Source organism: Janthinobacterium sp. BCJ23, assembly GCF_059617945.1.
On the sequence record NZ_JCAQAW010000002.1, the window covers coordinates 1,102,541 to 1,125,484 of the forward strand.

The 22,944-nt window shown below is 64.2% G+C and carries 20 protein-coding genes; 9 read left to right on the forward strand and 11 right to left on the reverse strand.

From position 1 onward, the window contains the following. Window positions 1-124 precede the first annotated feature (124 nt). A complete protein-coding gene (locus AC54AG_RS10980; RefSeq protein ID WP_235194314.1) occupies window positions 125-724 on the forward strand; it encodes a response regulator in 600 nt (199 codons plus the stop codon). Window positions 725-1,139: 415 nt separating this feature from the next. Here the strand turns inward: AC54AG_RS10980 and AC54AG_RS10985 are convergent, their stop codons facing one another. Next, the gene (locus AC54AG_RS10985) at window positions 1,140-1,361 is read right to left on the reverse strand and encodes a hypothetical protein (RefSeq protein WP_051991806.1); all 222 of its coding nucleotides are present in this window, start codon (window positions 1,359-1,361) and stop codon (window positions 1,140-1,142) included. Window positions 1,362-1,622: 261 nt separating this feature from the next. Here AC54AG_RS10985 and AC54AG_RS10990 point away from each other — a divergent pair, with 261 nt between their 5' ends. The 3 genes from AC54AG_RS10990 to AC54AG_RS11000 all read left to right on the forward strand — a co-directional run bounded on the left by AC54AG_RS10990 (window position 1,623) and on the right by AC54AG_RS11000 (window position 3,173). Then, window positions 1,623-1,799, forward strand: coding sequence for a hypothetical protein (locus AC54AG_RS10990; RefSeq protein ID WP_200873059.1), 177 nt, complete (start codon window positions 1,623-1,625; stop codon window positions 1,797-1,799). A gap of 205 nt (window positions 1,800-2,004) precedes the next feature. After that, window positions 2,005-2,592 carry a chromate transporter gene (locus tag AC54AG_RS10995; RefSeq protein WP_034756758.1) on the forward strand — a complete coding sequence of 196 codons (588 nt, stop codon included), beginning with the start codon at window positions 2,005-2,007 and terminating at the stop codon, window positions 2,590-2,592. After that, window positions 2,589-3,173 carry a chromate transporter gene (locus tag AC54AG_RS11000; RefSeq protein ID WP_034756756.1) on the forward strand — a complete coding sequence of 195 codons (585 nt, stop codon included), beginning with the start codon at window positions 2,589-2,591 and terminating at the stop codon, window positions 3,171-3,173. Before AC54AG_RS10995 ends, AC54AG_RS11000 begins: the two co-directional genes overlap by 4 nt. A 139-nt stretch (window positions 3,174-3,312) precedes the next feature. Here the strand turns inward: AC54AG_RS11000 and urtE are convergent, their stop codons facing one another. The 7 genes from urtE to AC54AG_RS11035 form a co-directional block, all read right to left on the reverse strand. Beyond that, on the reverse strand, window positions 3,313-4,011 hold the full coding sequence (urtE, locus tag AC54AG_RS11005) for an urea ABC transporter ATP-binding subunit UrtE (RefSeq protein ID WP_496630318.1): 699 nt from the start codon (window positions 4,009-4,011) through the stop codon (window positions 3,313-3,315). A 6-nt stretch (window positions 4,012-4,017) separates the two neighbouring features. Beyond that, window positions 4,018-4,848, reverse strand: a complete 831-nt coding sequence (gene urtD / locus AC54AG_RS11010; protein ID WP_496630319.1) for an urea ABC transporter ATP-binding protein UrtD — start codon at window positions 4,846-4,848, stop codon at window positions 4,018-4,020. Next, window positions 4,845-5,966: an urea ABC transporter permease subunit UrtC gene (gene urtC / locus AC54AG_RS11015; RefSeq protein ID WP_496630320.1), complete on the reverse strand. Its 1,122-nt coding sequence runs from the start codon at window positions 5,964-5,966 to the stop codon at window positions 4,845-4,847. Before urtC ends, urtD begins: the two co-directional genes overlap by 4 nt. Further along, on the reverse strand, window positions 5,963-7,546 hold the full coding sequence (gene urtB / locus AC54AG_RS11020; protein WP_496630321.1) for an urea ABC transporter permease subunit UrtB: 1,584 nt from the start codon (window positions 7,544-7,546) through the stop codon (window positions 5,963-5,965). Before urtB ends, urtC begins: the two co-directional genes overlap by 4 nt. Window positions 7,547-7,633: 87 nt before the next feature. Continuing rightward, on the reverse strand, window positions 7,634-8,887 hold the full coding sequence (gene urtA, locus AC54AG_RS11025; protein ID WP_070305111.1) for an urea ABC transporter substrate-binding protein: 1,254 nt from the start codon (window positions 8,885-8,887) through the stop codon (window positions 7,634-7,636). 198 nt (window positions 8,888-9,085) lie between these two features. Then, a complete protein-coding gene (locus AC54AG_RS11030) occupies window positions 9,086-9,874 on the reverse strand; it encodes a DUF4349 domain-containing protein (RefSeq protein ID WP_496630322.1) in 789 nt (262 codons plus the stop codon). 15 nt (window positions 9,875-9,889) lie between these two features. Next, complete coding sequence (locus AC54AG_RS11035; RefSeq protein WP_496630323.1) at window positions 9,890-10,501, reverse strand: transglutaminase-like domain-containing protein; 612 nt, start codon at window positions 10,499-10,501, stop codon at window positions 9,890-9,892. Between the two features lie 265 nt (window positions 10,502-10,766). Here AC54AG_RS11035 and AC54AG_RS11040 point away from each other — a divergent pair, with 265 nt between their 5' ends. Genes AC54AG_RS11040 through AC54AG_RS11050 form a run of 3 tightly spaced genes read left to right on the forward strand, consistent with a single transcriptional unit; the run spans window position 10,767 to window position 16,005 of the window. Further along, window positions 10,767-11,348 (forward strand): DUF2760 domain-containing protein, encoded by a 582-nt coding sequence (locus tag AC54AG_RS11040; RefSeq protein WP_166448096.1) that lies wholly within the window; start codon window positions 10,767-10,769, stop codon window positions 11,346-11,348. Continuing rightward, window positions 11,345-13,234 (forward strand): Hsp70 family protein, encoded by a 1,890-nt coding sequence (locus AC54AG_RS11045; protein ID WP_496630324.1) that lies wholly within the window; start codon window positions 11,345-11,347, stop codon window positions 13,232-13,234. The genes AC54AG_RS11040 and AC54AG_RS11045 overlap by 4 nt, the downstream gene beginning before the upstream one ends. 2 nt (window positions 13,235-13,236) lie before the next feature. Beyond that, window positions 13,237-16,005: an Hsp70 family protein gene (locus AC54AG_RS11050; RefSeq protein ID WP_496630325.1), complete on the forward strand. Its 2,769-nt coding sequence runs from the start codon at window positions 13,237-13,239 to the stop codon at window positions 16,003-16,005. Window positions 16,006-16,105: 100 nt separating this feature from the next. On the opposite strand, the gene AC54AG_RS11055 is transcribed toward AC54AG_RS11050, so the two are convergent. The 3 genes from AC54AG_RS11055 to AC54AG_RS11065 form a co-directional block, all read right to left on the reverse strand. Continuing rightward, window positions 16,106-16,501, reverse strand: coding sequence for a GFA family protein (locus AC54AG_RS11055; protein ID WP_496630326.1), 396 nt, complete (start codon window positions 16,499-16,501; stop codon window positions 16,106-16,108). 61 nt (window positions 16,502-16,562) lie between these two features. After that, complete coding sequence (locus tag AC54AG_RS11060; RefSeq protein ID WP_496630327.1) at window positions 16,563-18,104, reverse strand: CHASE2 domain-containing protein; 1,542 nt, start codon at window positions 18,102-18,104, stop codon at window positions 16,563-16,565. A 123-nt stretch (window positions 18,105-18,227) separates the two neighbouring features. After that, window positions 18,228-19,556 carry a serine hydrolase domain-containing protein gene (locus AC54AG_RS11065; protein WP_496630328.1) on the reverse strand — a complete coding sequence of 443 codons (1,329 nt, stop codon included), beginning with the start codon at window positions 19,554-19,556 and terminating at the stop codon, window positions 18,228-18,230. Between the two features lie 226 nt (window positions 19,557-19,782). Between AC54AG_RS11065 and AC54AG_RS11070 the strand changes: the two genes are divergently transcribed. Next, a complete protein-coding gene (locus AC54AG_RS11070; protein WP_496630329.1) occupies window positions 19,783-20,925 on the forward strand; it encodes a sigma-54-dependent Fis family transcriptional regulator in 1,143 nt (380 codons plus the stop codon). Window positions 20,926-21,068: 143 nt separating this feature from the next. Then, window positions 21,069-22,877: an NAD(P)-binding domain-containing protein gene (locus tag AC54AG_RS11075; protein WP_496630330.1), complete on the forward strand. Its 1,809-nt coding sequence runs from the start codon at window positions 21,069-21,071 to the stop codon at window positions 22,875-22,877. The last annotated feature ends 67 nt before the right edge of the window (window positions 22,878-22,944 follow it).

Consider the following 22,944-nt stretch of genomic DNA (forward strand, 5'->3'; position numbering starts at 1 on the left):
ATATATTTTGCTGTGCATAAGCAATCCTGGCGCCAGGCCGTCTTGCTTGAACAGCATTGTTTTGACAAACCCCGTAGACTGGCATAGTGTGGAGTAGCGAGCACGATCAACGGTGGATAAACGCATGAACATGGATAGCGATAGTGCCGCCAAGGGGGCGGACGAACCGGACTGGCTGGTCGACGAACCGCTGGAACGGGCAGACGCGGCGGCAGAGCCTGCCACCGCGGCGCCATGGCGCGTGCTGATCGTCGATGACGATGTCGACGTGCACGTGGTGACCAAATTCGCCCTCAGCCAGGCCAGCTTCCAGGGACGCAGGCTGAGCTTTTTGCACGCGTATTCGGGCGCCGAGGCGCTGGCCTTGCTGCGCAGCACATCCGATATCGCCGTGGTGCTGCTCGATGTGATCATGGAAACCCAGGATGCCGGGCTGCAAGTGGCGCGCCAGATCCGCGAAGATCTGCACAACAGCGCCGTGCGCATCATCCTGCGCACGGGCCAGCCCGGCCAGGCGCTCGAGCACCGCATCATCATCGACTACGACATCAACGATTTCTGGTGCAAGACCGACCTGACCACGCGCAAGTTGTTCACCACCGTGATCGCCTCGCTGCGCACCTACGCCACCTTGCGCGAAGCGGAGCAACAAGTCGCCGAGCTCGCCGCAGCCCTGGCCCAGTGCGGCAACACGCCAGCGGCGCCGGCCGGCGGCACGCCCTGAACACGGCCGCTACTTTCAGTCATAAAACCAGAGCACTGGATAGGCATACAGGCTTGTGGCATGCCCCATTTTGGCCCATCCTGCCGGCCCATCGCATGTGCCGGGCGGCCCCCATTTCCTAAGTGGCGGATTGTTAAGCGCTTTTTCAGATATCCACACGGACTGTGGATATCTTTGTGGATAAGGCCCTATTGACAGCCCTCAAAGCCACAGCCCGTGCGGCTTTCAATAAACTGCTCAATCAAACAGCAAAAATAAAATCCATTAAAATCAAGCACTTGGAAACTCACACATAATCACAGGAAAATTATTTCAGCAATTTCGTTAACCCATCATTTGTGCATAACTGAGCCGTAATGATCAATCCGACAACACCGAGCTAACGCTGCCGGCAACACAGTTGCAATGCGGATACTCAATGCACGGTCTGGCGGCGCTGCTCCGGATGCAGCAGCACGCGCTCGATCAGCTCGGGGGCGATATTGTATGACTTCAGGTATTCCAGCGCGCACAAGGTGCTGAAGGCTGCCTGCACGGCGATGCCCAGGTTGACGATATCGCACATCTTCTGGTCGACGCGGGCATGCAGCGCCACGGGTTTGACGGGCATGTGCAAGGTTTCTTGGGAACTCAGCATGATGAATGACTCCTGCGGAAGGTAGACATGGCGGGACATGGCGGCGGAGAACGGCGCCGGGATGGCAGCGAGGAAGAGTGACAGCGAAAGTATTGCCGAAAAACGCGCGATGTCAATGCCAGCCAGTTATTCCCATGCAGTTTTTTTCTGATACACAAGGCCGCACGTCTAAGGCAGATCAAACGCAGCGCCTGTCGCCAGCCTAGTATGGACTGGCTGCCATCACGCGGCGTTCGCGCTGCATGGACGAGGAGACACGACATGAATACAACACCCGAACCAGCCAAAAATCCCGGCGACATCGCCCCTCCCGGCACTCCCGGAACCGGTGAAAACGTCTGCACGCATTGCCAGGGCCGGGGCGCCAAGGCCGATGGCCAGCCCTGCCCCATGTGCGGCGGCACGGGCGTGGTTATCGCCGGCATCGGCGGGGGCTGAGAACACCTATCAAAACCTACTGCGCGTCGTAATTTGCGGTCTGCGATGCTCACTGCCTCGGCGGCCCCGTACTTCGTACAGTTGCGCTTCTCAACCGCAACTTACTTCCGCTCGCTACGGTTTTGTTAGGTGTTATAAGCCACGCCAGCAACTATGTATGGACATAAGCATGGACAAGGCGAAGCAGGCACGGCGATAATCAGCCATGCCCGCACCTTCCACGCTTCCGCCCGACCTGCCCCGTCCGCAACCAGCTTCGCTTGCCGACCTGTTCTTCTCGTTCACCTGGCTGGCCCTGCAAGGCTTTGGCGGCGTGCTGGCCGTGATCCAGCGCGAGATGGTCGAGCGCAAGCGCTGGCTGACGCAGGAGGAATTCCTCGAAGACTGGGCCGTGGCGCAAATCATGCCCGGGCCGAATGTCGTCAACCTGTCCCTGATGGTGGGCGGGCGCTATTTCGGCTTGAAAGGCGCGCTGACGGCGCTGGCCGGCATGCTGGCCGCGCCCCTCGTCATCGTGCTCGTGCTGGGCGTGCTGTACACGCGCTTTGGCGACAATCCGCAGATGGCGGGCGCCTTGCGCGGCATGGCGGCCGTCTCGGCCGGCATGATCGCCGCCACGGGCGTGAAACTGGCGACCGCGCTGACCAAGCATCCGCTGCCCCTGTGGCTGACCTTGTCCATCACCGTGCTCGGTGTGCTGATGGTGGCGATCTTGCGCTGGCCCCTGCTGTACATCCTGCTGGGCCTGGGCGGCATCGGCTGCCTGCTCACCTATCGAAAGCTGTCCCCATGAATCCGCCCTTGCAACTGGTATTGAGCGCGGGCGACTGGCTGAACCTGTTCGGCCACTACCTGATGCTGTCGCTGATGTCGATCGGCGGCGCCATTTCGACCACCTCCGAAATGCACCGTTTTCTCGTCGAACAGCATGGCTGGCTGACCCAGGCGCAATTCAACGAGTCGATCGCCATCGCCCAGGCCGCGCCCGGCCCGAACGTGCTGTTCGTCGCCCTGATGGGCTGGAACGTGGGCATGAACGCGGGCAGCTACACGGCCGCCTACCTGGGCGTGTTCATCACCATGGTGGGCATCATGCTGCCCAGCACGACCCTCACCTACGTGGCGGCCCAATGGGGCTACCGCAACCGCGACCTGCGCCCCGTGCGCGCGTTCAAGCAAGGCATGGCGCCCATCGTCGTCGCCCTGCTGATTTCCACGGGCATGATTCTGGGCGGCGCCAACCATGACATCCGCACGGATTGGCCCTTGTGGAGCCTATCCATCGTGACCGGCCTCATCATCTGGCGCACGAAGATCCATTTGCTGTGGCTACTGGCGGCCGGCGCCGTGCTAGGCTGGTTCCAGCTGGTTTAGTACGCCTATCAAAACCTACTGCGCGTCGTAATTTGCGGCCTGCGATGCTCACTGTACATTCGTACAGTTGCGCTTCTCGACCACAACTTCCTTCCGCTCGCTACGGTTTTGTTAGGCGTTGTTAAGCCAGTTATTAAGCCTACACGGCCAAATGGCGCTTCACGTCGTCGCCATCCATCTGCGCAGCCAGTCCGCTGGCGACGACACTGCCGCGCGACAGGACGATGAATTCATTGGCCAGCTCGCGGGCAAAATCGAAATACTGTTCGCACAGCACGATGGCCATGTCGCCACGTTGTTTCAGCAAGGAAATGACCCTGCCGATATCCTTGATGACGGAGGGCTGTATGCCTTCCGTCGGCTCGTCAAAGATGATCAGCTGCGGCTCGGCCAGCAGGGCGCGGGCGATGGCCAGTTGCTGCTGTTGCCCGCCGGACAAATCTCCGCCGCGCCGCTGCAGCATCTCTTTGAGCACTGGAAACAGCTCATACACGTGGGGATCGATGCGCGACGCTTGTTTGCCCCGCTTCACCGCCATGCCCATCAGCAAGTTTTCCTCGACCGTCAGGCGCGCAAAGATGTCGCGCCCCTGCGGCACGTAGGCAATGCCCAGCTTGGCCCGCGCATGCGGCGTCAGTTTCGTGATGTCGCGCCTCTGGAAGACCACCTTGCCCTGCGCCACGGGCAGCACGCCCATCAGGCATTTGAGCAAGGTCGTCTTGCCCACGCCATTGCGCCCCAGCAAGGCCAGGCATTCGCCCTTGCGCGCCGACAGATTGATGCCGCGCAAGGTGTGCGAGGAGCCATAGTATTGATTCAATTGCTCAACTTCCAGCATATGTGTTCACCTTCCCAGATAGACTTCGATGACGCGCTCGTCGGCTTGCACTTCGTCCATGCGGCCCTGCGCCAGCACGGCACCCTCATGCAGCACGGTAACGATGCCTTGCTGGGCAATTTCCGCCACAAAACCCATGTCGTGCTCGACCACCATGATCGAATGCTTGCCGCGCAATTCATTGAGCAATTCCGCCGTGCGCGCCGTTTCCGCATCGGACATGCCGGCCACCGGTTCATCCAATAGAATCAGCTGCGGCTCCTGCATCAGCAGCATGCCAATTTCCAGCCACTGCTTTTGCCCGTGCGACAGCAAGCCGGCCGGCCGCGCTTCCTGGCCGTTGAGGCGAATCAGGCGCAAGATGGCTTCGATCTTGCCCGCCTGCTCGGATGTCAAACGGGCAAACAGGGTGGGCGCCACGCGCTTGTCCATCTTCATCGCCAGTTCCAGGTTGTCGAACACCGTGTGCTGCTCGAACACGGTGGGGCGCTGGAACTTGCGACCGATACCCGCGTGGGCAATCTGCGCTTCCGTCATCGTGGCCAGATTCATGGTCTGGCCGAACCAGGCCGTGCCGGACGTGGGTCGCGTCTTGCCGGTGATTACATCCATCATCGTCGTCTTGCCCGCGCCGTTAGGGCCGATGATGCAGCGCAATTCGCCCACGGAAATGTCGAGACTGAGCTTGTTGATGGCCTTGAAGCCGTCGAACGACACGCTGATCTCTTCCAGATACAGAATGGCGCCATGCGTCGTATCGACGCCCTCGCCTTTCACGCGCGAATAGCTGGCGCCCGTCTCTGTGCCGGCCATGCCGGGCAACATGCGGATACTCATGCGGCCTCCTCTGCCACGACGGCCGTTTTCTTGCGTTTGAGCTTGTTCAACACGCCGAGCATGCCTTGCTGCATGAACAGGGTGACGACGATGAACAGCAAGCCCAGCGCGAACAGCCACAGTTCCGGCAAGGCGGCCGTGAACCAGCTTTTCAAGCCGTTGACGGTGAAGGCGCCCAGGATGGGACCGATCAAAGTACCGCGTCCGCCGACGGCCACCCACACGACCATTTCGATGGAGTTCGCCGGTGACATTTCGGACGGATTGATGATGCCCACTTGCGGCACGTACAGAGCGCCAGCGATGCCGCACAGCACCGCCGACAAGGTCCAGACGAACAGCTTGAACCACAGCGGATTGTAGCCAAGGAACATCAAGCGCGCCTCGCTGTCGCGCACGCCTTGCAGCACCCTGCCCAGTTTCGAGCGGACGATGGCGCGCGCGCCGATCAAGGCCACCAGCAGGAAGGCCAGTGTCAGCAGGAACAGCACGGCCCGGGTGGCGGGCGCCGTGATGTCATGGCCAAGGATGGTCTTGAAGTCCGTGAAACCGTTGTTGCCGCCAAAGCCGGTGTCATTACGGAAGAACAAGAGCATGAAGGCATACGTCATTGCCTGCGTGATGATGGAAAAATACACACCCTTGATGCGCGAGCGGAAGGCAAAATAACCGAAGACAAACGCCAGCACGCCCGGCACCAGCACGACGAGGGCCATGCAGTACCAGAAATGTTCCGTGAAGGCCCAGTACCACGGGTAGGTTTTCCAGTCGAGAAAGACCATGAAATCGGGCAAGCTGCTCTGGTACTGGCCCTGGTCGCCGATAGCGCGCATCAGATACATGCCGTGCGCATACGCGCCCAAGGCAAAGAATACGCCGTGGCCCAGCGACAGGATGCCCGTGTAGCCCCATACGAGGTCCAGCGCCAGCGCGGCCAGCGCGTAGCACATGAACTTGCCCACCAGCGCCACCGTATAGGCGGACACATGCAAGGCATGGCCTTCGGCAAACGCCAGGTTAAAAGTCGGCAACAGCGCCGCCAGCAACGTGCATGCGGCAATCGCCAGCCAGACGGGCCGCGTGAACAGGCCCTGCTTGGATTGATAGGAGGTAGTCATTCGACGCTGCGTCCCTTCATGGCAAACAGGCCCTGCGGCCGGCGCTGGATGAAAATGATGATGAACACGAGAATGGCGATCTTCGCCAGCACGGCGCCCGCCACCGGTTCGAGGAATTTGTTCACTTCGCCCAGCCCCAGCGCAGCGATGACGGTGCCGGCCAGCTGGCCCACGCCGCCGAGCACCACCACCATGAAGGAATCGACGATGTAGCTTTGGCCCAGGTCCGGCCCCACATTGCCCAGCTGCGACAGGGCCACGCCGCCGAGCCCGGCGATGCCGGAACCGAGGCCGAAAGTCAGCATGTCGACCTTGCCCGTGGCCACGCCCACGCAATCGGCCATCCGGCGGTTTTGCGTCACGGCCCGCACGAACAGGCCCAGCCGTGTCTTGTTGAGGATCAGCCACACGGCCATCACGACAAGGACGGCGAAGACGATGATGGCCAGCCGGTTGTACGGCAGCACGAGGCCGCCCAGCACCGTCACGCCGCCCGACATCCAGGCGGGATTGGCCACTTCCACGTTTTGCGCGCCGAAGATCGTGCGCACCGTCTGCATGAGGATCAGGCTGATGCCCCAGGTGGCCAGCAGGGTTTCCAGCGGCCGCCCATACAGCCAGCGGATGACCGTGCGCTCGAGCGTCACGCCCACCAGTCCCGCGACGAGAAAGGCGGCCGGCAAGGCGGCCAGCAGGTAGGCATCCTGCAGGCCTGGCAGATAGGTGCGGAAGAACAGCTGGCACAGATACGTCGTGTAAGCGCCTATCATCAGCAATTCGCCATGCGCCATATTGATGATGCCCATCAAGCCGAAGGTGATGGCCAGCCCCAAGGCGGCTAACAGCAGCACGCTGCCCAGCGAAATGCCGTAGAACACATTGCCGGCGAATTCCATGCGCGCCACTCGTCCCTTGATCTGGCCCATGGTGTCGATGGCGGCCAGCTGCACGGCTTCGTCCGGCTCGCCGCCCTTGTCCAGCATGGCTTGCAGCACGGGCAGCAGCCGGGCATCGCTACTGCCCGCCAGGTCCTGCACAGCCTGCTTGCGCGTGGCGGCGTCTGGCGCATGCAGATTGGCGCTGGCGATCAGCACTTGCAATATCTGCTGGATCTCGGCATCGCTCTCTTGCGCCAGCGCCTTGTGGATCAGGGGCAGCTGCGCGGGATCGACGGATTGCTGCAATGCCTGCGCAGCGGCCAGGCGCGTTGCCCGCTCGGGCGCCAGCAGTTTCAACCCGGACAAGGCGCCCGCCACGGCCGAGCGCAAGCGGTTGTTGACCATGACGCCGTCGATGCCGTCCGGCAGCGGCACGCTCTTGCCGCTTGCCGGGTCATATGCCTGCTCGCCGTCGACGATGTAGACCTTGCCGTCGGGCGCTGCATACAGGCTGTCGTCTTGCAACGCTTGCAGCACCTTGGCAGCCTCGGGCGTGGCCAGGGCGGCGATCTGGGCGACGGCGGCGACCCTGGTATCGGGGTCGTCGCCGGATAGCGGTTTGAGCAGGTTGGGGGAAATGGCTGCCTGCGCAGACAGCGGCAACAGGCAAAGTAATAACAAAATACGACGTAGCAGACGCATGCGGAAAGACCTCTCATCGTTACTTCAGCCCAAGCGAAATCTGGGGTCAGACCCGTCGGGTCTGACCCCGGCCTTTCTGCTGCTAACTCATAACTTCTGCTTACCCTCATTCCCCTTGATAAACGGGCTCCAAGGCTGCGCGCGTATCGGTTCCTTGGTTTTCCACACGACATTGAATTGCCCATCGGCCTTGATCTCGCCGATCATCACGGGCTTGTGCAGGTGGTGGTTCGTGGCATCCATGGTCAGGGTGAAGCCCGATGGCGCCTTGACGCTTTGGCCGGCCATGGCGGCGATCACCTTGTCCGTGTCCGTCGACTTGGCTTTTTCCACGGCTTGCGCCCACATGTGGATGCCGACATAGGTCGCTTCCATCGGGTCGTTCGTCACGACCGAACCCGCGTTCGGCAGCTTTTGCGCCACGGCATACGCCTTCCACTGCTTGATGAAGGCCGTATTCACGGGGTTCTTGACGGACTCGAAATAATTCCATGCCGCCAGGTGGCCGAGCAGCGGCTTGGTATCGATGCCGCGCAGCTCTTCCTCGCCGACGGAAAACGCGACGACGGGCACGTCCGTGGCTTTCAAGCCTGCATTGCCCAGCTCCTTGTAGAACGGCACGTTCGAATCGCCATTGATGGTGGAAATGACGGCCGTCTTGCCACCCGTGGAAAACTTCTTGATGTTGGCGACGATGGTTTGATAGTCGGCGTGGCCGAACGGCGTGTAGACCTCGCTGATATCGCTATCCTTGACGCCCTTGCTTTTCAGGAAGGCACGCAGGATCTTGTTGGTGGTGCGCGGATACACGTAATCCGTGCCTAGCAGCACGAAGCGCTTGGCGCCGCCGCCATCCTTGCTCATCAGGTACTCCACTGCCGGGATCGCTTGCTGGTTCGGCGCGGCACCCGTGTAAAACACATTCTTTTCCAGCTCCTCGCCCTCGTATTGCACCGGGTAAAACAGCAGGCTGTTGAGTTCCTTGAACACGGGTAAAACCGACTTGCGCGACACGGACGTCCAGCAGCCAAACACGACAGCCACTTTATCCTGCGCCACCAGCTGGCGCGCTTTTTCCGCGAACAAAGGCCAGTTCGACGCCGGGTCGACGACGACGGCTTCCAGTTTCTTGCCCAGCACACCGCCCTTGGCATTGATCTCGGCGATCGTCATCAAGGCCACGTCTTTCAGCGACGTTTCGGAAATGGCCATGGTGCCCGACAGCGAGTGCAAAATGCCTACCTTGATCGTATCGGCGGCCAGGGCTGCCTGCATGTAAGTGGAGGTGGCAAGGGCCAGTGCGCCGGCGGCGGCCGCTTTCAGGATGATGCGTCGTGACATGGGGACTCCTGTGATGGGTTCGTGGGGGTCGAGCTGGGCATACGATGTTGTTAAAGCAGAATGCATGCCAGCGCCAGCAGGTGTCCGCCATGGTGCACGCGGCTCTCGCCGCACGAAAAAAAACCTGGCTGCACAAGGACTGTGCAGCCAGGTTTCAAATTGCCGTAAAACGGTGCGCCGGACGCAACAATCCCGGCATCAATCCTTGCGCGGTACGCCTCTCAAGCGGCGCCAACCCTTGCGTCCCAGCGGGAACAGCAACACGAAAGCGATCAGCCACGGCAGGATGTAGGCCATGGCCGTGATGGCGTTGGCCACGCCTTCCGACAGGTTGTCCGTGAAATTGCCCAGCGAGCGCTTGACGGGCGTCCAGAACGATTGCTTGCCTTCCGCGCTGATGGCCACGTTCAGCAAGTCCGTATCGATGCGCTGCATCAACAGCGCGTCGGCCGCCGTCGCCTGCTCCAGCTCCACTTGCACAGTGGCCAGTTCCTTGGTCACCTTGATGAGGGCATCGACATTCGCGCCCGAGCGCTTTTCCAGGTCTTGCAATTGCGCCTGGTATTGCTTGAGCATCTCCAGGCGTTTCTTGCTGTCGAGCACGGGGCGGCCCAGGTCTTCCACCTTGGTGCCCTGGCTGGTGACGTCGCCTTCGGCCGCGACCAGCGCGACAAGCTTCCTGATGCCGGCCGGCTTGGCGCGCATGCTGATGCGCGCATGCACATAGCGCCCGCTGTCGAGGCTGGAATCGAGCAGCAGGCAGCCGTTTTCCATATCGGCCTTGCAGGCGGCAAGCACTTTTTCATACAGGGGCCGCACTTGCGCCTCGTGCGTATCGACGCTGACATTATGTTCATAGGCAAGAAACTCGCTGCCCTTTTCCTTGCCATCGAGACGCGCGGCGCTCGACTGCCCGCCGCTCTCGCCCTTGCCACCGCAGCCGGCCAGCAACATCAGGCCGATCAGACCTACATACACTTTTTTCATGATTTCTTTCCTGGATTATTTTTGCAGCGGCAGCAATGTGATATCGGGCAGGTGCGCCGCCACGTCCTGCACGGTGGCGTATTGCGTCAGCGACGCCACCACCTGCGGCAGCGGTTCCGCCCAGATTTCCGGCAAGTCGCGTTCCTCGGGCGCCAGCACGGGAAAGGCCAGTTGCTCGCGTGGCGGCACAAAGGCGGCATCGACGCCGGGTTTGTTGCCGCGCGCATCGATACGGTACCAGCCAAAGTCCTGCAGATACACGGCGTTCAAGCCATGCAGGCAAAACGGCGGCCCCACTTCGCCGACGGCCAAGCGCTGGTAGCACAGGCCGGCAGGAATGCCGTTGGCGCGCAGCAGCGCGGCCAGCAGATGGCTCTTCGCATAACAGTAGCCCGTGCCATGCTGCAAGACGTCGGAAGCGCGGCAAGTGACGGGATTGCGCCGGTAATCCCAGCTGTGGGCCACCTCGTCGCGCACGAAGGCAAAGCAGCGGGCCGTGATGGCGGCGTCGCCCACGGCGCCGGCCGCCAGTGCGGCCGCCTTGGCGCGCACGGCCGGATGGTCGATGTCGATGTAGGTGCTGCTGGCTAGATATATGGAAAAGTCGGGGGGAAAGTCGGTAGACATGGCATAAAGGCAATGCGAAAAGATAATGCGCGATTTTAGTCGAAGCTTCGCAACATTCACCGTTTCTTTGCGCAGGAACAAAGAAAATCCACGCGCCGGGCCAGCTGCGCCGGGGACGGTGACTTTGGCGGCGGCCCGGTAGCTGGTATCATGCGGGCAAACACAGCCGACCCTACAGGCCCGGCACAAGCACTACCCTGCGAAGCGGCCCCGCCACCGGGCGCGCCGCCGACGCCACCCTACAGATCAGAGAAACGAGTTCCCTATGAGCACTTCATCGTCCCACCCATCGTTCTGGCGCCGTGTCCCGCTGGCTTTCGGCGCCTTCTTCAGCACCCTGTCGGACGCAGCCTATGCGGCCCGCGTGGAAAAGCTGTCCCTGCCCGAGGCTGCTCCCGTCGCGCCAGCGGCCCCGGCGCCAGCCCCCGTGCCGACACCTGCCGCCGCGCCCGTCATTTTGAAAGAAGCGACGCCGGACGCCGCCTTGCAGTTGCTGGCCCTGCTGCAACGCGAAGCGCGCCTGATCGACTTCACCCAGGAAAATCTGGGCAGCCATGCCGACGCCGACATCGGCGCGGCCGCCCGCGTCGTGCATGAAGGCTGCGCCAAGGTCATGCGCGAATACTTCACCATCGACGCCGTGCGCCAGGAAGCGGAGGGCAGCCGCATCGTCCTGCAGGAAGGTTTTGATTCTGCCCAGGTACGCCTGACGGGCAACGTGGTCGGCTCGGCGCCATTCACGGGTACCTTGAGCCACCGCGGCTGGCGTGCGTCCAGCGTGCGCCTGCCAAAACTGAGCGAGCAGCACGACGCCGCCATCCTCGCACCGGCCGAGGTGGAACTGTGAACGACACCACGAACGCCACCCCGAACACCCCGAACACCCCGCACTACGCCATCGGCATCGACCTGGGCACCACCCACAGCGCCCTGTCATATGTGAACCTGGTCGAGAGCGACGGCGAGCAATCGAGCCACGGCGTGCTGAAAGTGCCACAACTGTCGGCGCCGGGCACCGTCGAAGAGCTTTCGCTGCTGCCATCGTTCGTCTACCTGCCGCACGCCGATGAAGTCGCGGCCGGCGACCTGGCCCTGCCCTGGGTGACCGAGGAAGCGCAAGCGCCATTCGTCGTCGGCGAAATGGCCCGCAGCCGCGGCGCCACCACGCCGATCCGTCTGGTGTCGAGCGCGAAAAGCTGGCTGTGCCACCCGGGCGTGGACCGCCGCGCGGCCATCCTGCCGAACGACGCACCGGCGGAAGTCGCGCGCATCTCGCCGATCACGGCCGCTACGCGCTACCTGACGCACTTGCGCCAGGCCTGGGACAACGCCCACCCGCAAGCGCCGTTCGCCGAGCAGGAAATCACCGTCACGATTCCCGCCTCGTTCGACCCGGCCGCGCGCGAGCTGACGATGGAAGCGGCGCAGGCAGCCGGCTACACCTCATTGACCTTGCTGGAAGAGCCGCAAGCGGCCCTGTACAGCTGGATCCAGACGAGCGAAGGCCGCTGGCGCAAGGAAGTCAAGCCGGGCGACATCATTTTAGTGGTCGACGTGGGCGGCGGCACCAGCGACTTTTCGCTGATCGCCGTGCTCGAACGCGACGGCGTGCTGGAACCGCACAGGGTCGCCGTCGGTGAACACATCCTGCTCGGCGGCGACAATATGGACCTGGCGCTGGCCCACCTGGTGGCGCGCAAGCTGGCCGCCAACGGCACCCAGCTCGACGCCTGGCAAATGCGCGCGCTTACGTATGGCTGCCGCAGCGCCAAGGAAAACCTGCTGGCCGACAGCGGCATGGAAACGGCGCCGATCGTCGTGCCGAGCCGCGGCTCGAAACTGATCGGCGGCTCCATCCGCACGGAACTGACGCGCGCCGAAGTGTCCACCTTCATCCTCGACGGCTTCTTCCCGCAGGTGGAAGCGTCGAGCCGCCCTGCCGTGCGCACGCGCGCCGGCCTGACGCAACTGGGCTTGCCGTATGCGCAGGACGCGGCCATCACGCGCCACCTGGCCGCCTTCCTGGGCCGGCAAGTGGCGGCGACTGCCGAACTGGAAGGCTTTGCGGGCCGCCAGGCGGACGGCGCCAGCTTTTTGCACCCGACGGCCGTGCTGTTCAACGGCGGCGTCTTCAAGTCCGACTTGCTGGTCCAGCGCATCATGGCCACCGTCAACGACTGGCTGTACATGGAAGGCGCGGAACCGGCGCGCATGCTGGCCGGGGCCGACCTGGACCTGGCCGTCGCGCGCGGTGCCGCCTACTACAGCTACGTGCGGCGCGGCCATGGCGTGCGCATCCGCGGTGGCACGGCCAGTTCCTTTTATGTCGCCATCGAATCGGCCATGCCGGCCATTCCCGGCATGGAACCGCCGATCCAGGCCCTGTGCGTGGCGCCATTCGGCATGGAAGAAGGCAGCGAACTGGAACTGCCAGGCCAGCAATTCGGCCTCGTCGTGGGCGAACCCGTGCACTTCCGCTTCTTTGCCTCGTCCACACGCCGCAACGACCAGATCGGCGACTTGCTCGACTTCTGGGGTCCCGATGAATTGCAGGAACTGAGCGAAATCCAGGCCACCTTGTCCGCCGAAAGCCGTCAGGCTGGCGACGTGGTGCAGGTGAAACTGCATGCGCGCGTGACGGAAGCGGGCACTCTGGAACTGCTGGCCGTTTCCCCTGACGGCGCCGAGCGCTGGAAAGTGGAATTCGACGTGCGCGGCACGCCGCAGCAATAAGCATGCGCGGCGCTGCGGGCAAGCCGGCCTTCCTGGTCGGCATCGACCTGGGCACCACCAACACGGTGGTGGCCTATGCCAAGGCCAATGATGCGCAGGCTGAAATAAACCTGTTCGCCATCGAGCAGCTGCTCGCTCCCGGCGAAGTGGGTGCACGCCCGCTGCTGCCCTCCTTGCGCTACCATCCCGCCGCCGGCGAACTGGCGGCGGGCGACTTGCAGCTGCCGTGGCCACAGCAAGACCTGGAACATGCCGTGCTGGGCGCCCTGGCGCGCCAGCTGGGCGCCCAGGTGCCGGGCCGCCTCGTTTCCAGTGCAAAGAGCTGGCTGTCGCACGCGAACGTGGACCGCCAGGCGCCCATCCTGCCATGGGGCGCCGATGCCGACGTGGCCAAGGTGTCGCCCGTGGCGGCCAGCGCCAGCTACCTGGCCTACGTGCGCGCCGCGTGGAATCACCGCTTCCCGGATTCTCCGCTGGAAGCTCAGGAACTGGTACTGACCATCCCCGCCTCGTTCGACGAGGGTGCGCGCGCACTCACATTGGCATCGGCGCGCATGGCGGGCTTGCCTACCCTGCGGCTGGTGGAAGAACCGCAGGCGGCCTTTTATGATTACCTGCAGCGCCGGCGCGCCACGCTGCGCGACGACCTGGCCGACACGCGCCGCATTTTGGTCTGCGACGTGGGCGGCGGCACCACGGATTTCAGCCTGATCGACGTGGCCTTCGATGACGATGGCGAACCGCAGCTCACGCGCAGCAGCGTGGGCAACCATTTGATACTGGGCGGCGACAATATGGACCTGGCGCTGGCCCACCTCGTGGAAACGCGCATGGCCGCAGGCGTCGAAGGCGGCATGAAGCTGTCTGCCGCGCGCTTGTCGCAGCTGATGGAACGCTGCCGCGCTGCCAAGGAACTGCTGCTGTCGCAGGACGCGCCGGACAAGGCCACCGTCACGTTGCTGGGCGGCGGATCGCGTTTGATCGGCGGCAGCCGTTCCGCCGACGTCACGCGCGAGGAAGTGGCGGCCATGGTGGTCGACGGCTTCTTCCCGAAAGTGGAACTCACCGAGACGGCGAAAAAGGGCCGCGCCGGCATCGTCGAATTCGGCCTGCCGTATGCGCAGGACGCGGCCATCACGCGCCACCTGGCCAGCTTTTTGCAACAGCATCAAGGGGCATTGCCCGACACGCTGCTGCTGAACGGCGGCGTGTTCCGCGCCGACGCGCTGGCGCGCCGCCTGGCAGAAACCATGGCGCACTGGCGGGGCCAGCCCCTGACCATCCTGCATAACGATAATCCCGACGTGGCCGTGGCCCGTGGTGCCGTCGCCTACGCGCTGGCCCGGCGCGGCCAGGCACCGCGCATCGGCGGCGGCTCGCCGCGCAGCTATTTCCTCGTGCTGGGCGACGCGGGCAAGGACCACCGCGCCGTGTGCATCCTGCCCCGTGGCAGCGCCAGCGGCGAAGAAATCCGCCTGACAGAGCGCCTGTTCGCGCTGCGCCTGGGCCGGCCCGTACGCTTCCACCTGGCCACGTCCCTCTTTGAGGCGAGCACGCCACCGCAACTGGGCGAGATCGTCGATCTGGACGCCGGAGAATACTTGCGCCTGCCACCGCTGGCCAGCGTGCTGCAAGCGGAAAGCGGCGACAAGCGCGACATCACCGTGCAGCTGGCAACCGTCATGACGGAAGTGGGGACGTTGGAAGTGCACTGCGTGGCCGAAGCCGACGCCGGCCAGCGCTGGCTGCTGGAATTCCAGTTGCGCGCTGGTAAGGAAGAGCAAGGCGATGGCGAGGCTCAAGCCGTTTCGCCACGCATCAAGGAAGCCATCGAGAAGATCGAGCGCATCTTCGGCGGCAAGGCGCAAAAGGTCGACACCAAGGAAGTGCGCCAGCTGCGCCAGCACCTGGAACGGGGGCTGGGCGGACGCGAAAGCTGGGATACGCCGCTGCTGCGCCAGCTGTTCGACGCCCTGATGCTGCGCGCGCGCGGCCGGCGCCGCTCCGCCGAGCATGAGCGGGTGTGGCTGAACCTGACTGGCTACTGTTTGCGCCCCGGCTATGGCGATACGCTCGATCCATGGCGCATCGAGCAGCTGTGGGCCCTGTTCGACACGGGCGTCCAGCATCACAAGGATAACCAGGTGTGCGCCGAATGGTGGACCCTGTGGCGTCGGGTGGCCGGCGGCTTGAGCACGGAGCAGCAATTACGCCTGCTCGACGACTTCGCCTTCAACCTGCAAGCCGATGCGGCCCAGCGGGGCAGCCGCCCCGTCACCCTCGTCAACGGCAGCGACGACGACATGCTGCGCCTGGGCGCCTCCTTGGAGCGCATCCCCGGCGCCTACAAGGCCGAAGTGGGCGCCTGGCTGTTGAAACGCCTGGACAAGGCCAACAAGAAGGGCGAAGCGGCGGACACGAACACCCTGTGGGCGCTGGCCAGGGTCGGCGCGCGCCAGCCCTTCCACGGCAGCGCGCATGAAGTGGTCGACAGCGCCACTGTGGCCGAATGGCTGCACGTACTGCTGGCGCTGGACTGGAAAAAGACGGAACCGGCGGCGTTTGCCGCCACTCACCTGGCGCGCATGACAGGCGACCGCTCGCGCGACATCGGCGACGAGCTGCGCGCCACCATCCTCGCCCGCCTGAAAGCCGTGGGCGCCCCACCGCTGTGGCAGGCGATGGTCAGCGAAGTGACGCAACTCGACGAAGCGAACACCAAGCGCATGCTGGGCGAGGCGCTGCCGCCGGGGTTGAAGCTGATAGGCTGACATCATTGATCACGTAGGTCGGATTAGCCCGAAGGGCGTAATCCGACAACATCGCCGGCAGCACCTGTCGGATTACGCGGCGTGCCGCCGCTAATCCGACCTACTCGCTACGCGCCCCGCGATACCGTGGCAAACCATCTGCCAGCTTTACCCATTCCACTTGCGTGTCCGTATAGATATGGCTGTGCGGCGGCAAGCGCCCTGGCTCATCGAGACTGCCAGTGGTCAGGCCGACCTCGTCCGGGTCGCGCTCATCCTCGAACGTCAGCTGCGTGCCGCAGCGGGGGCAAAAACTGCGCGTGCAGTGTTCGCTGGACGCATACGGTGTGGCCTGCCCCTGCAGCCAGCGAAAATGCGCCCTCGGCACGCTGAACCAGGCGACAAACGGCGCGCCCGACGCGCGGCGGCACATAGAACAATGGCAGGCCGTTTCATGGAAGGCGCCCGTGCCCGCTTCGTAGCGCACGTCGCCGCATAAACATCCTCCGCTCAGCATGGCATCCTCCTGCAATTGAAAAGGCGCCCAGTGTAGCGCCGCTGCGGCGCCACGGTTTGCGCTAGATCACGGCGATGATCAACAGCAGCACCGCCAGCGGCGCCTGCACCAGCACGATACCCGGATGCGTGCGGCGCAGCTGGGCCCACACGGACAGGCCCGGCACTTCCTCATGCGGATGGTGGGCTTCGTCGCGCAGCGACATCGCGTGCAGGAACATGCCGGCGATCAGGGGGCCGGGATTGACCCACCAGCCCTGCTCGAGCAAGCCGCGCGACAAATAGATGGCCAGCGCGCCGATGGCAAACGGCGAGGCCCACACGAGCGCCAGCATCAAACGGATGCCATAGAATTCCGCCAGGGTGCCCACGCGGTGCAGGCGGCTGACATCGTGGTCTTCCATGCGCCGGTCGATGGCCAGCTCGGCGCGGCCGTACAGGGTCCACAGGCCGCCGAACAGGCAGCCCAGCAGCACGCCGATGACGATGTCGGCCACGAATACCGCATATTTGTTGACGTCGGCCGTGCCGATGCCCAGCGACGTGTGGGCGGCCGCATGCAGGTGCAGGCCGGCCTGCTCGCCTTCGGCCGTCGTATAGCGGTCGCGCACGTCATACGTGCTGCCGATATACACGACGTCCTTGCGCGGCGCTCCGGCGTCCACGCCGGCCTGGCCATCGATCAGCTTGACGCGCGTGCGCGTGGGGTTGAGGAATTGCGGCGCCACGGCGGCCGGGTGAAACGGCGCGGTGACGGCGTTCTGTTCGGCCGCCGCCTTGGCGTCGCCGCGGATGACGGGTTCGAACGCCCGGCGCGCCAATGTCTTCTCGCTGCCCGTGCGCCGCGCCAGCTGGCACACGCGGCCGGCCAGCGCCACCACTTCCTTTTGCTCGGACAAGGCGGCCGGCATGGGCTGCTTCTGCTCCTGCTCGTCGGCGCCATGCGCCAGCTCGAAGGCCACGGCCGCCAGCACGGGGCTTTTCAGCTCGATGCGCGTGACGGCGCCCATGCGTTCGCGGATGCGCGGGCTAGCAAAGTGGATGCCTGCCGCGCAGCGCGCGCGTATCCACGGCAGGTTGGCGTTGCGGTCCGACTGTTCGGGCAGGATCAGCACCAGCTGCCGGCCATCGGCGGCCAGCCGGTCGAGCAGGCCGTCCAGCGGCCGCTCGCCCGCCTTGTGCTGTTCGTACACGGCCGGCGCCAGGTCCAGGTCGATGGCCAGCACCTTGCTGCCGCGCGCGGCGGCGCTGGCGATCAATTGCTCCAGGCGCGAGCGCTCCAGCGGTTCGCGCTCTTCGAAGACCTGTTCGAACGCGGGCTGGTCGATTTCGATGATGCCGGGCCGGTAGGCGGCGCCCGGGTCCTTGCCCCGGTCCAGCAACTGTTCCTGCGCCGCGCTGGCGCGCAGCATGGCCGCATCGAGCCATTCGAGCACGTGAAAACCTTCGAGTGCCAGCATCAGCGCGGCGATCAGGCTGGCGCCGATCACGTGGTGCAGCAGATGCGTGCCCGTCAGCTTGAAGGCGGAGCCCAGCTGGACGGCCGGCCACAGCAGGCGCCGCCAAAGTGGCGGGCGCGGTTGATCCGGCTGGCTGGTTTCCACGGTGCGCTCCTCCCTTGCGTGCGATGCCTGAATTGCCATTCAGGCAATAAATGATGACGAAAGGATAGTGTATTGCAGTTGTGCCCGTTTCGCCGCACGGCTGGCATGGGCCCGCCTGGCAGCCTACTTCGGCCTGGCCAGCAGCAGCTTGCCCAGCGCTTCGAAGGCCGGCGTGGTGGTCGGATCGTTGGCCGCATTGGCCGCCGTCGGCGTGGAGGCGAAACGCACGATCACCATTTCCGCCTTCGGATCGATGTAGATGCGCTGGCCGTACACGCCGCGCGCCATGTAGGCGCCATGGTCGTTATGCGTGACCCACCACATGTCGCGGTAGCTCCAGCCCTTGAGCAAATCGTAGCCGCCCTTGGCGAACAGCTGCTTGTCGCCGCCACGGCGGATATCGTCGACGGCCGCCTTCGGAATGATTTGCTGGCCGTTGTAGCGGCCATCGTTGCGCAGCATCTCGCCGAATCGGGCCAGGTCGCGCAAGCCCGCGCTCAAGCCGCCGCCGGCAAACGGCGTGCCCGTCGAATCGACCGACATGTAGCCATCCTGCTCGGCGCCCAGCTTTTGCCAGACATGCTCGGACAGGTAGTCGTTGACGTTCCGCCCCGTGACCCTGGCGATGATCCAGCCCAGCACGTCGGAATTGACCGTGCGGTAGCCGAAGCCCTCGCCATGTTTTCCCTCATGCCGCACCGTTTGCAGGTACTCGAAATAGCTGCGCGGCCCCGTGTAATCCTTGGGCTTAGGCAGCGGGTTGCCGGCCGCCGCGTGCTGCCACACTTCCGCGTTCGGGTCGGCGTAATCTTCGCTGAATTTCAGGCCCGTGGTCATGTCGAGCACCTGGCGCACGGTGGCGTCGCCAAAAGCGGATTTGGCCAGTTCCGGCACGTACTCGGCCACTTTCCTGGCCGGATCGAGCTTGCCTTCGGCCACCAGGGCCGCGCCGATGGTGCCCATCACGGACTTCGTCACCGACATGGCGCCATGCTGGCCGCCCTCCTTCAATACGCCGAAATAGCGCTCATACACGATGCGGCCCCGGTGCAGCACGACGATGCCGTCCGTGTAATTGGCGCCCAGCGACTGCTCCCACGTCATCGTGTCCTTCGCGCCCAGGGGCGTGAAGCGCAAGCTGTCGATATCGTTGCGCAGCGCGCGCGGCAAGGGCACGGGCGCCCTCAAGCCGCGCGCCACTGCCACCGTCGGCATCAGCTGGCGGAAGTGCGATACGCTCCAGCGCAGCTGCGGGAAATTGAAATAGCTGCCATCGTCGAAGCGGATGATTTTATCGGCCGGCGGCGGCGCGCCCACCATCCATTGCAATGCAGCCGGATCGCTGGCGGCGGCCGACAGCGGCGCCGTCGTCTCTGCCGCATGGGCGCCGGCGGCCAGCGCCAGGCAGGCTGCGGCCATAGCCAGGCGGCGGATTGGTGGCAGTGTCGTCATGCATTTCTCCTGTCATGGCTGGCGCCCGCGGCGGCGCTCGCTTCATGCGATGCATGCTAACAGAGAAACTTTTTATCTTGTCCTGCGGCATCCTATTGTGCGGGCCACGCGCTGAGACGAACGTCTCACGCGTGCGCCATGCTGCAGCGCAGGATGCGCGGCCCCGCGCTTCGTGCTAAAAACGAAAACACCATAAAAAAACAGACACGAGACACTGGAGAGCGCCATGCCCTACGTCCGCCAGACCAGCCATATCGACCGCGTGCGCGACCTGATCGCCGGCCGCATCGTCAATCCAGGCGCCGATACGGCCAGGCTGGCGTCGTCGTACCGGCGCTCGCTCGACGACTACCGGCTCGATCCCGCATCCACCACGGGGCCGCGCATACTGACGGGCGCCGAACTGCGCGCCATCCAGCAGTCGGAAGAAGATTTTCTGCGCTCCACGGGCCAGTGCCTGCCGCGCCTGCACGCCATGGTGCGCGAAGCGGGTTACTGCGTCATCCTCGCCAATGCGCGCGGCGTGACGATCGACTATGTGGTCGACACGGACCAGCGCAAGGACTTCAAGAAGGCGGGCCTGTACCCGGGTTCGTGCTGGTCGGAAGAAGAGGAAGGCACGTGCGGCATCGCCTCCGTGCTGCTCGACCACGAAGCCATCACCGTGCACAAGACCGACCATTTTCGCGCCGCGTTCACGGGCCTGACCTGCAGCGCCGCGCCGATCTTTTCGCCGCACGGCGACTTGATCGGCGTGCTCGATGCATCGGCCCTGCGTTCTCCCGACGCGCGCGACAGCCAGCGCCTCGTCAAGCAGCTGGTGCGGCAAGGCGCGACCCTGATCGAGGACGGCTTTTTTCTGAAGTCCTACAGCCATTGCTGCATCCTGCTGGCGCACCGCAACCGCCACTTCGTGGAAGTGCAGCCGGAAATGCTGCTCGCCATCGACGAACATGGCGACATCGTCGCCGCCAACCGCTGCGCGCGCGACGTCATCGCGGGCCTCGGCAGCCTGCCGCGTCCCGTCGCCGAGGTGCTGGAAGTGCGCGCCGAACGGCTGTTCGATGCGCGCGCGGGACGCAGTCTGCTGTCCTTGCGCCTGGCTAGCGGCAGCACCTGGCTGCATGCGCGCGTCCGCGTGCCGCTGCGACCGGCCAAGGCGCGTCCGCGCGCCATGCGCGAGGCGACCGTCGCGCAAGACGTGGTGGCCTACACGGCGCCGGAACTGGCCGAACGCACGCGCATCGTCCACGCCATGAACGCCGCCAAATGGCGCCCGCTGCAGGCGGCCGCCATGCTGGGCATCTCGCGCGCCACCCTGTACCGGCGCCTCAAGCAGCTGCACATCGTGGCGCCGCACCGGCAATGATGCGGCAAACGCGCTGAGACTTCCGTCTCAATCGCCGCCATGCTGCGCTGCGCAATGCGGCGCCGGAACGCCAGTGTTACAACATCGTCAGCGGCAACACAGCCGCATCCCATCATAAAGTCAGCAGACTTGGAGGAGACACGATGCAAACCGATATCAACCCGCACGACCTGGCCGTGGCCGGCATCCTGGAGCAGCTCGAAGGCGCGCTGCGCGCCGGCGACAGCACGGGCGCCGCGCAACTGTTCGAACAGGACGGCTACTGGCGTGACCTGGTACTGTTTACCTGGAACCTGAAAACCCTGGAGGGCCGCGAACAGATCGCCGCCATGCTGGCCGCCCAATTGGGCGCCGTGCAGCCAGTCTCCATCCGCATCGCCGATGGCGAGCATGCGGTGGAAGCCGGCGGCGTGCTGCAAAGCTGGATCACGGTGGAAACGAACGTGGCGCGCGGCGTGGGTTTCATCCGCATCCGCGACGGCAAGATCTGGACCCTGCTCACCACCATGAGCGAATTGAAGGGTTTTGAAGAAGCCAAGGGCGGCCGGCGGCCCATGGGCGCCGAACACGGCGCGCGCACCAACCGCAGCAGCTGGCTGGAAAACCGCGAGCAGGATGCAAAGGAACTGGGCTATACGCGCCAGCCCTATTGCGTCATCATCGGCGGCGGCCAGGGCGGCATCGCGCTCGGTGCGCGGCTGCGCCAGCTGAACGTCCCCACCATCATCATCGAGAAAAACGCGCGTCCCGGCGACAGCTGGCGCAAGCGCTACAAGTCTCTGTGCCTGCATGACCCCGTCTGGTACGACCACATGCCCTACATCCCGTTTCCTGACAACTGGCCCGTCTTCACGCCGAAGGACAAGGTCGGCGACTGGCTGGAAATGTACACCAAGGTGATGGAACTCAATTACTGGGGTTCGACTTCCTGCGAATCGGCCAGCTTTGACGAAGCCACGGGCGAATGGACAGTGCAGGTACTGCGCGACGGCCAGCCCGTTACCCTGAAACCGAAGCAGCTGGTGCTGGCCACGGGCATGTCGGGCAAGGCGAACATGCCGAAGTTCAAGGGCATGGACGTGTTCCAGGGCGAGCAGCAGCACTCGTCGCAGCATCCGGGGCCGGACGCCTATGTGGGCAAGAAAGTGGTCGTCATCGGCGCGAACAATTCCGCGCACGATATCTGCGCCGCCCTGTGGGAAGCGGGCGTGGACGTGACGATGGTGCAGCGCTCGTCGACGCACATCGTCAAGTCCGATTCCCTGATGGACCTGGCCTTGGGCGACCTGTACTCGGAACGGGCGCTGGCGGCCGGCATGACGACGGCCAAGGCCGACCTGACGTTCGCCTCGATTCCGTACAAGATCCTGGCCGACTTCCAGAAGCCCGTCTTCAAGGCCATCCGCGAACGCGACGCGGATTTTTACCAGCGCCTGGAAGAACGGGGCTTCATGCTGGACTTTGGCGACGACGATTCCGGCCTGTTCATGAAATACCTGCGCCGCGGTTCCGGCTACTACATCGACGTGGGCGCCTCGGAGCTGGTCGCCGACGGCAAGATCAAGCTGAAAAGCGGCGTCGGCGTGCAGGAGCTGAAAGCCCATTCCATCGTGCTGTCGGACGGCACGGAACTGCCGGCCGACCTGGTGGTGTACGCCACCGGCTACGGCTCCATGAATGGCTGGGCGGCGGACCTGATCTCGCCCGAGGTGGCGAACAAGGTAGGCAAGGTATGGGGCCTCGGTTCCGCCACGACGAAGGACCCTGGCCCGTGGGAAGGCGAACAGCGCAATATGTGGAAACCCACGCAGCAGCAAGCGCTGTGGTTCCACGGCGGTAACCTGCACCAGTCGCGCCACTATTCCCAGTACCTGTCGCTGCAGCTGAAGGCGCGCATGGAAGGGTTGAACACGCCCGTGTATGGGCAGCAGGAGGTGCATCACTTGTCGTGATTGTCTTGCCTCCCTGGCGCATGTCGGCTTATGTCGGATTACGTGCGGCTTTGCCGCGCTAATCCGA

Coding starts and splice junctions, on each gene's coding strand:
- AC54AG_RS10980 (WP_235194314.1), top strand. CDS start 125: ATGAACATGGATAGCGATAGTGCCGCCAAGGGGGCGGACGAACCGGAC.
- AC54AG_RS10985 (WP_051991806.1), bottom strand. CDS start 1,361: ATGCTGAGTTCCCAAGAAACCTTGCACATGCCCGTCAAACCCGTGGCG.
- AC54AG_RS10990 (WP_200873059.1), top strand. CDS start 1,623: ATGAATACAACACCCGAACCAGCCAAAAATCCCGGCGACATCGCCCCT.
- AC54AG_RS10995 (WP_034756758.1), top strand. CDS start 2,005: ATGCCCGCACCTTCCACGCTTCCGCCCGACCTGCCCCGTCCGCAACCA.
- AC54AG_RS11000 (WP_034756756.1), top strand. CDS start 2,589: ATGAATCCGCCCTTGCAACTGGTATTGAGCGCGGGCGACTGGCTGAAC.
- urtE (WP_496630318.1), bottom strand. CDS start 4,011: ATGCTGGAAGTTGAGCAATTGAATCAATACTATGGCTCCTCGCACACC.
- urtD (WP_496630319.1), bottom strand. CDS start 4,848: ATGAGTATCCGCATGTTGCCCGGCATGGCCGGCACAGAGACGGGCGCC.
- urtC (WP_496630320.1), bottom strand. CDS start 5,966: ATGACTACCTCCTATCAATCCAAGCAGGGCCTGTTCACGCGGCCCGTC.
- urtB (WP_496630321.1), bottom strand. CDS start 7,546: ATGCGTCTGCTACGTCGTATTTTGTTATTACTTTGCCTGTTGCCGCTG.
- urtA (WP_070305111.1), bottom strand. CDS start 8,887: ATGTCACGACGCATCATCCTGAAAGCGGCCGCCGCCGGCGCACTGGCC.
- AC54AG_RS11030 (WP_496630322.1), bottom strand. CDS start 9,874: ATGAAAAAAGTGTATGTAGGTCTGATCGGCCTGATGTTGCTGGCCGGC.
- AC54AG_RS11035 (WP_496630323.1), bottom strand. CDS start 10,501: ATGTCTACCGACTTTCCCCCCGACTTTTCCATATATCTAGCCAGCAGC.
- AC54AG_RS11040 (WP_166448096.1), top strand. CDS start 10,767: ATGAGCACTTCATCGTCCCACCCATCGTTCTGGCGCCGTGTCCCGCTG.
- AC54AG_RS11050 (WP_496630325.1), top strand. CDS start 13,237: ATGCGCGGCGCTGCGGGCAAGCCGGCCTTCCTGGTCGGCATCGACCTG.
- AC54AG_RS11055 (WP_496630326.1), bottom strand. CDS start 16,501: ATGCTGAGCGGAGGATGTTTATGCGGCGACGTGCGCTACGAAGCGGGC.
- AC54AG_RS11065 (WP_496630328.1), bottom strand. CDS start 19,556: ATGACGACACTGCCACCAATCCGCCGCCTGGCTATGGCCGCAGCCTGC.
- AC54AG_RS11070 (WP_496630329.1), top strand. CDS start 19,783: ATGCCCTACGTCCGCCAGACCAGCCATATCGACCGCGTGCGCGACCTG.
- AC54AG_RS11075 (WP_496630330.1), top strand. CDS start 21,069: ATGCAAACCGATATCAACCCGCACGACCTGGCCGTGGCCGGCATCCTG.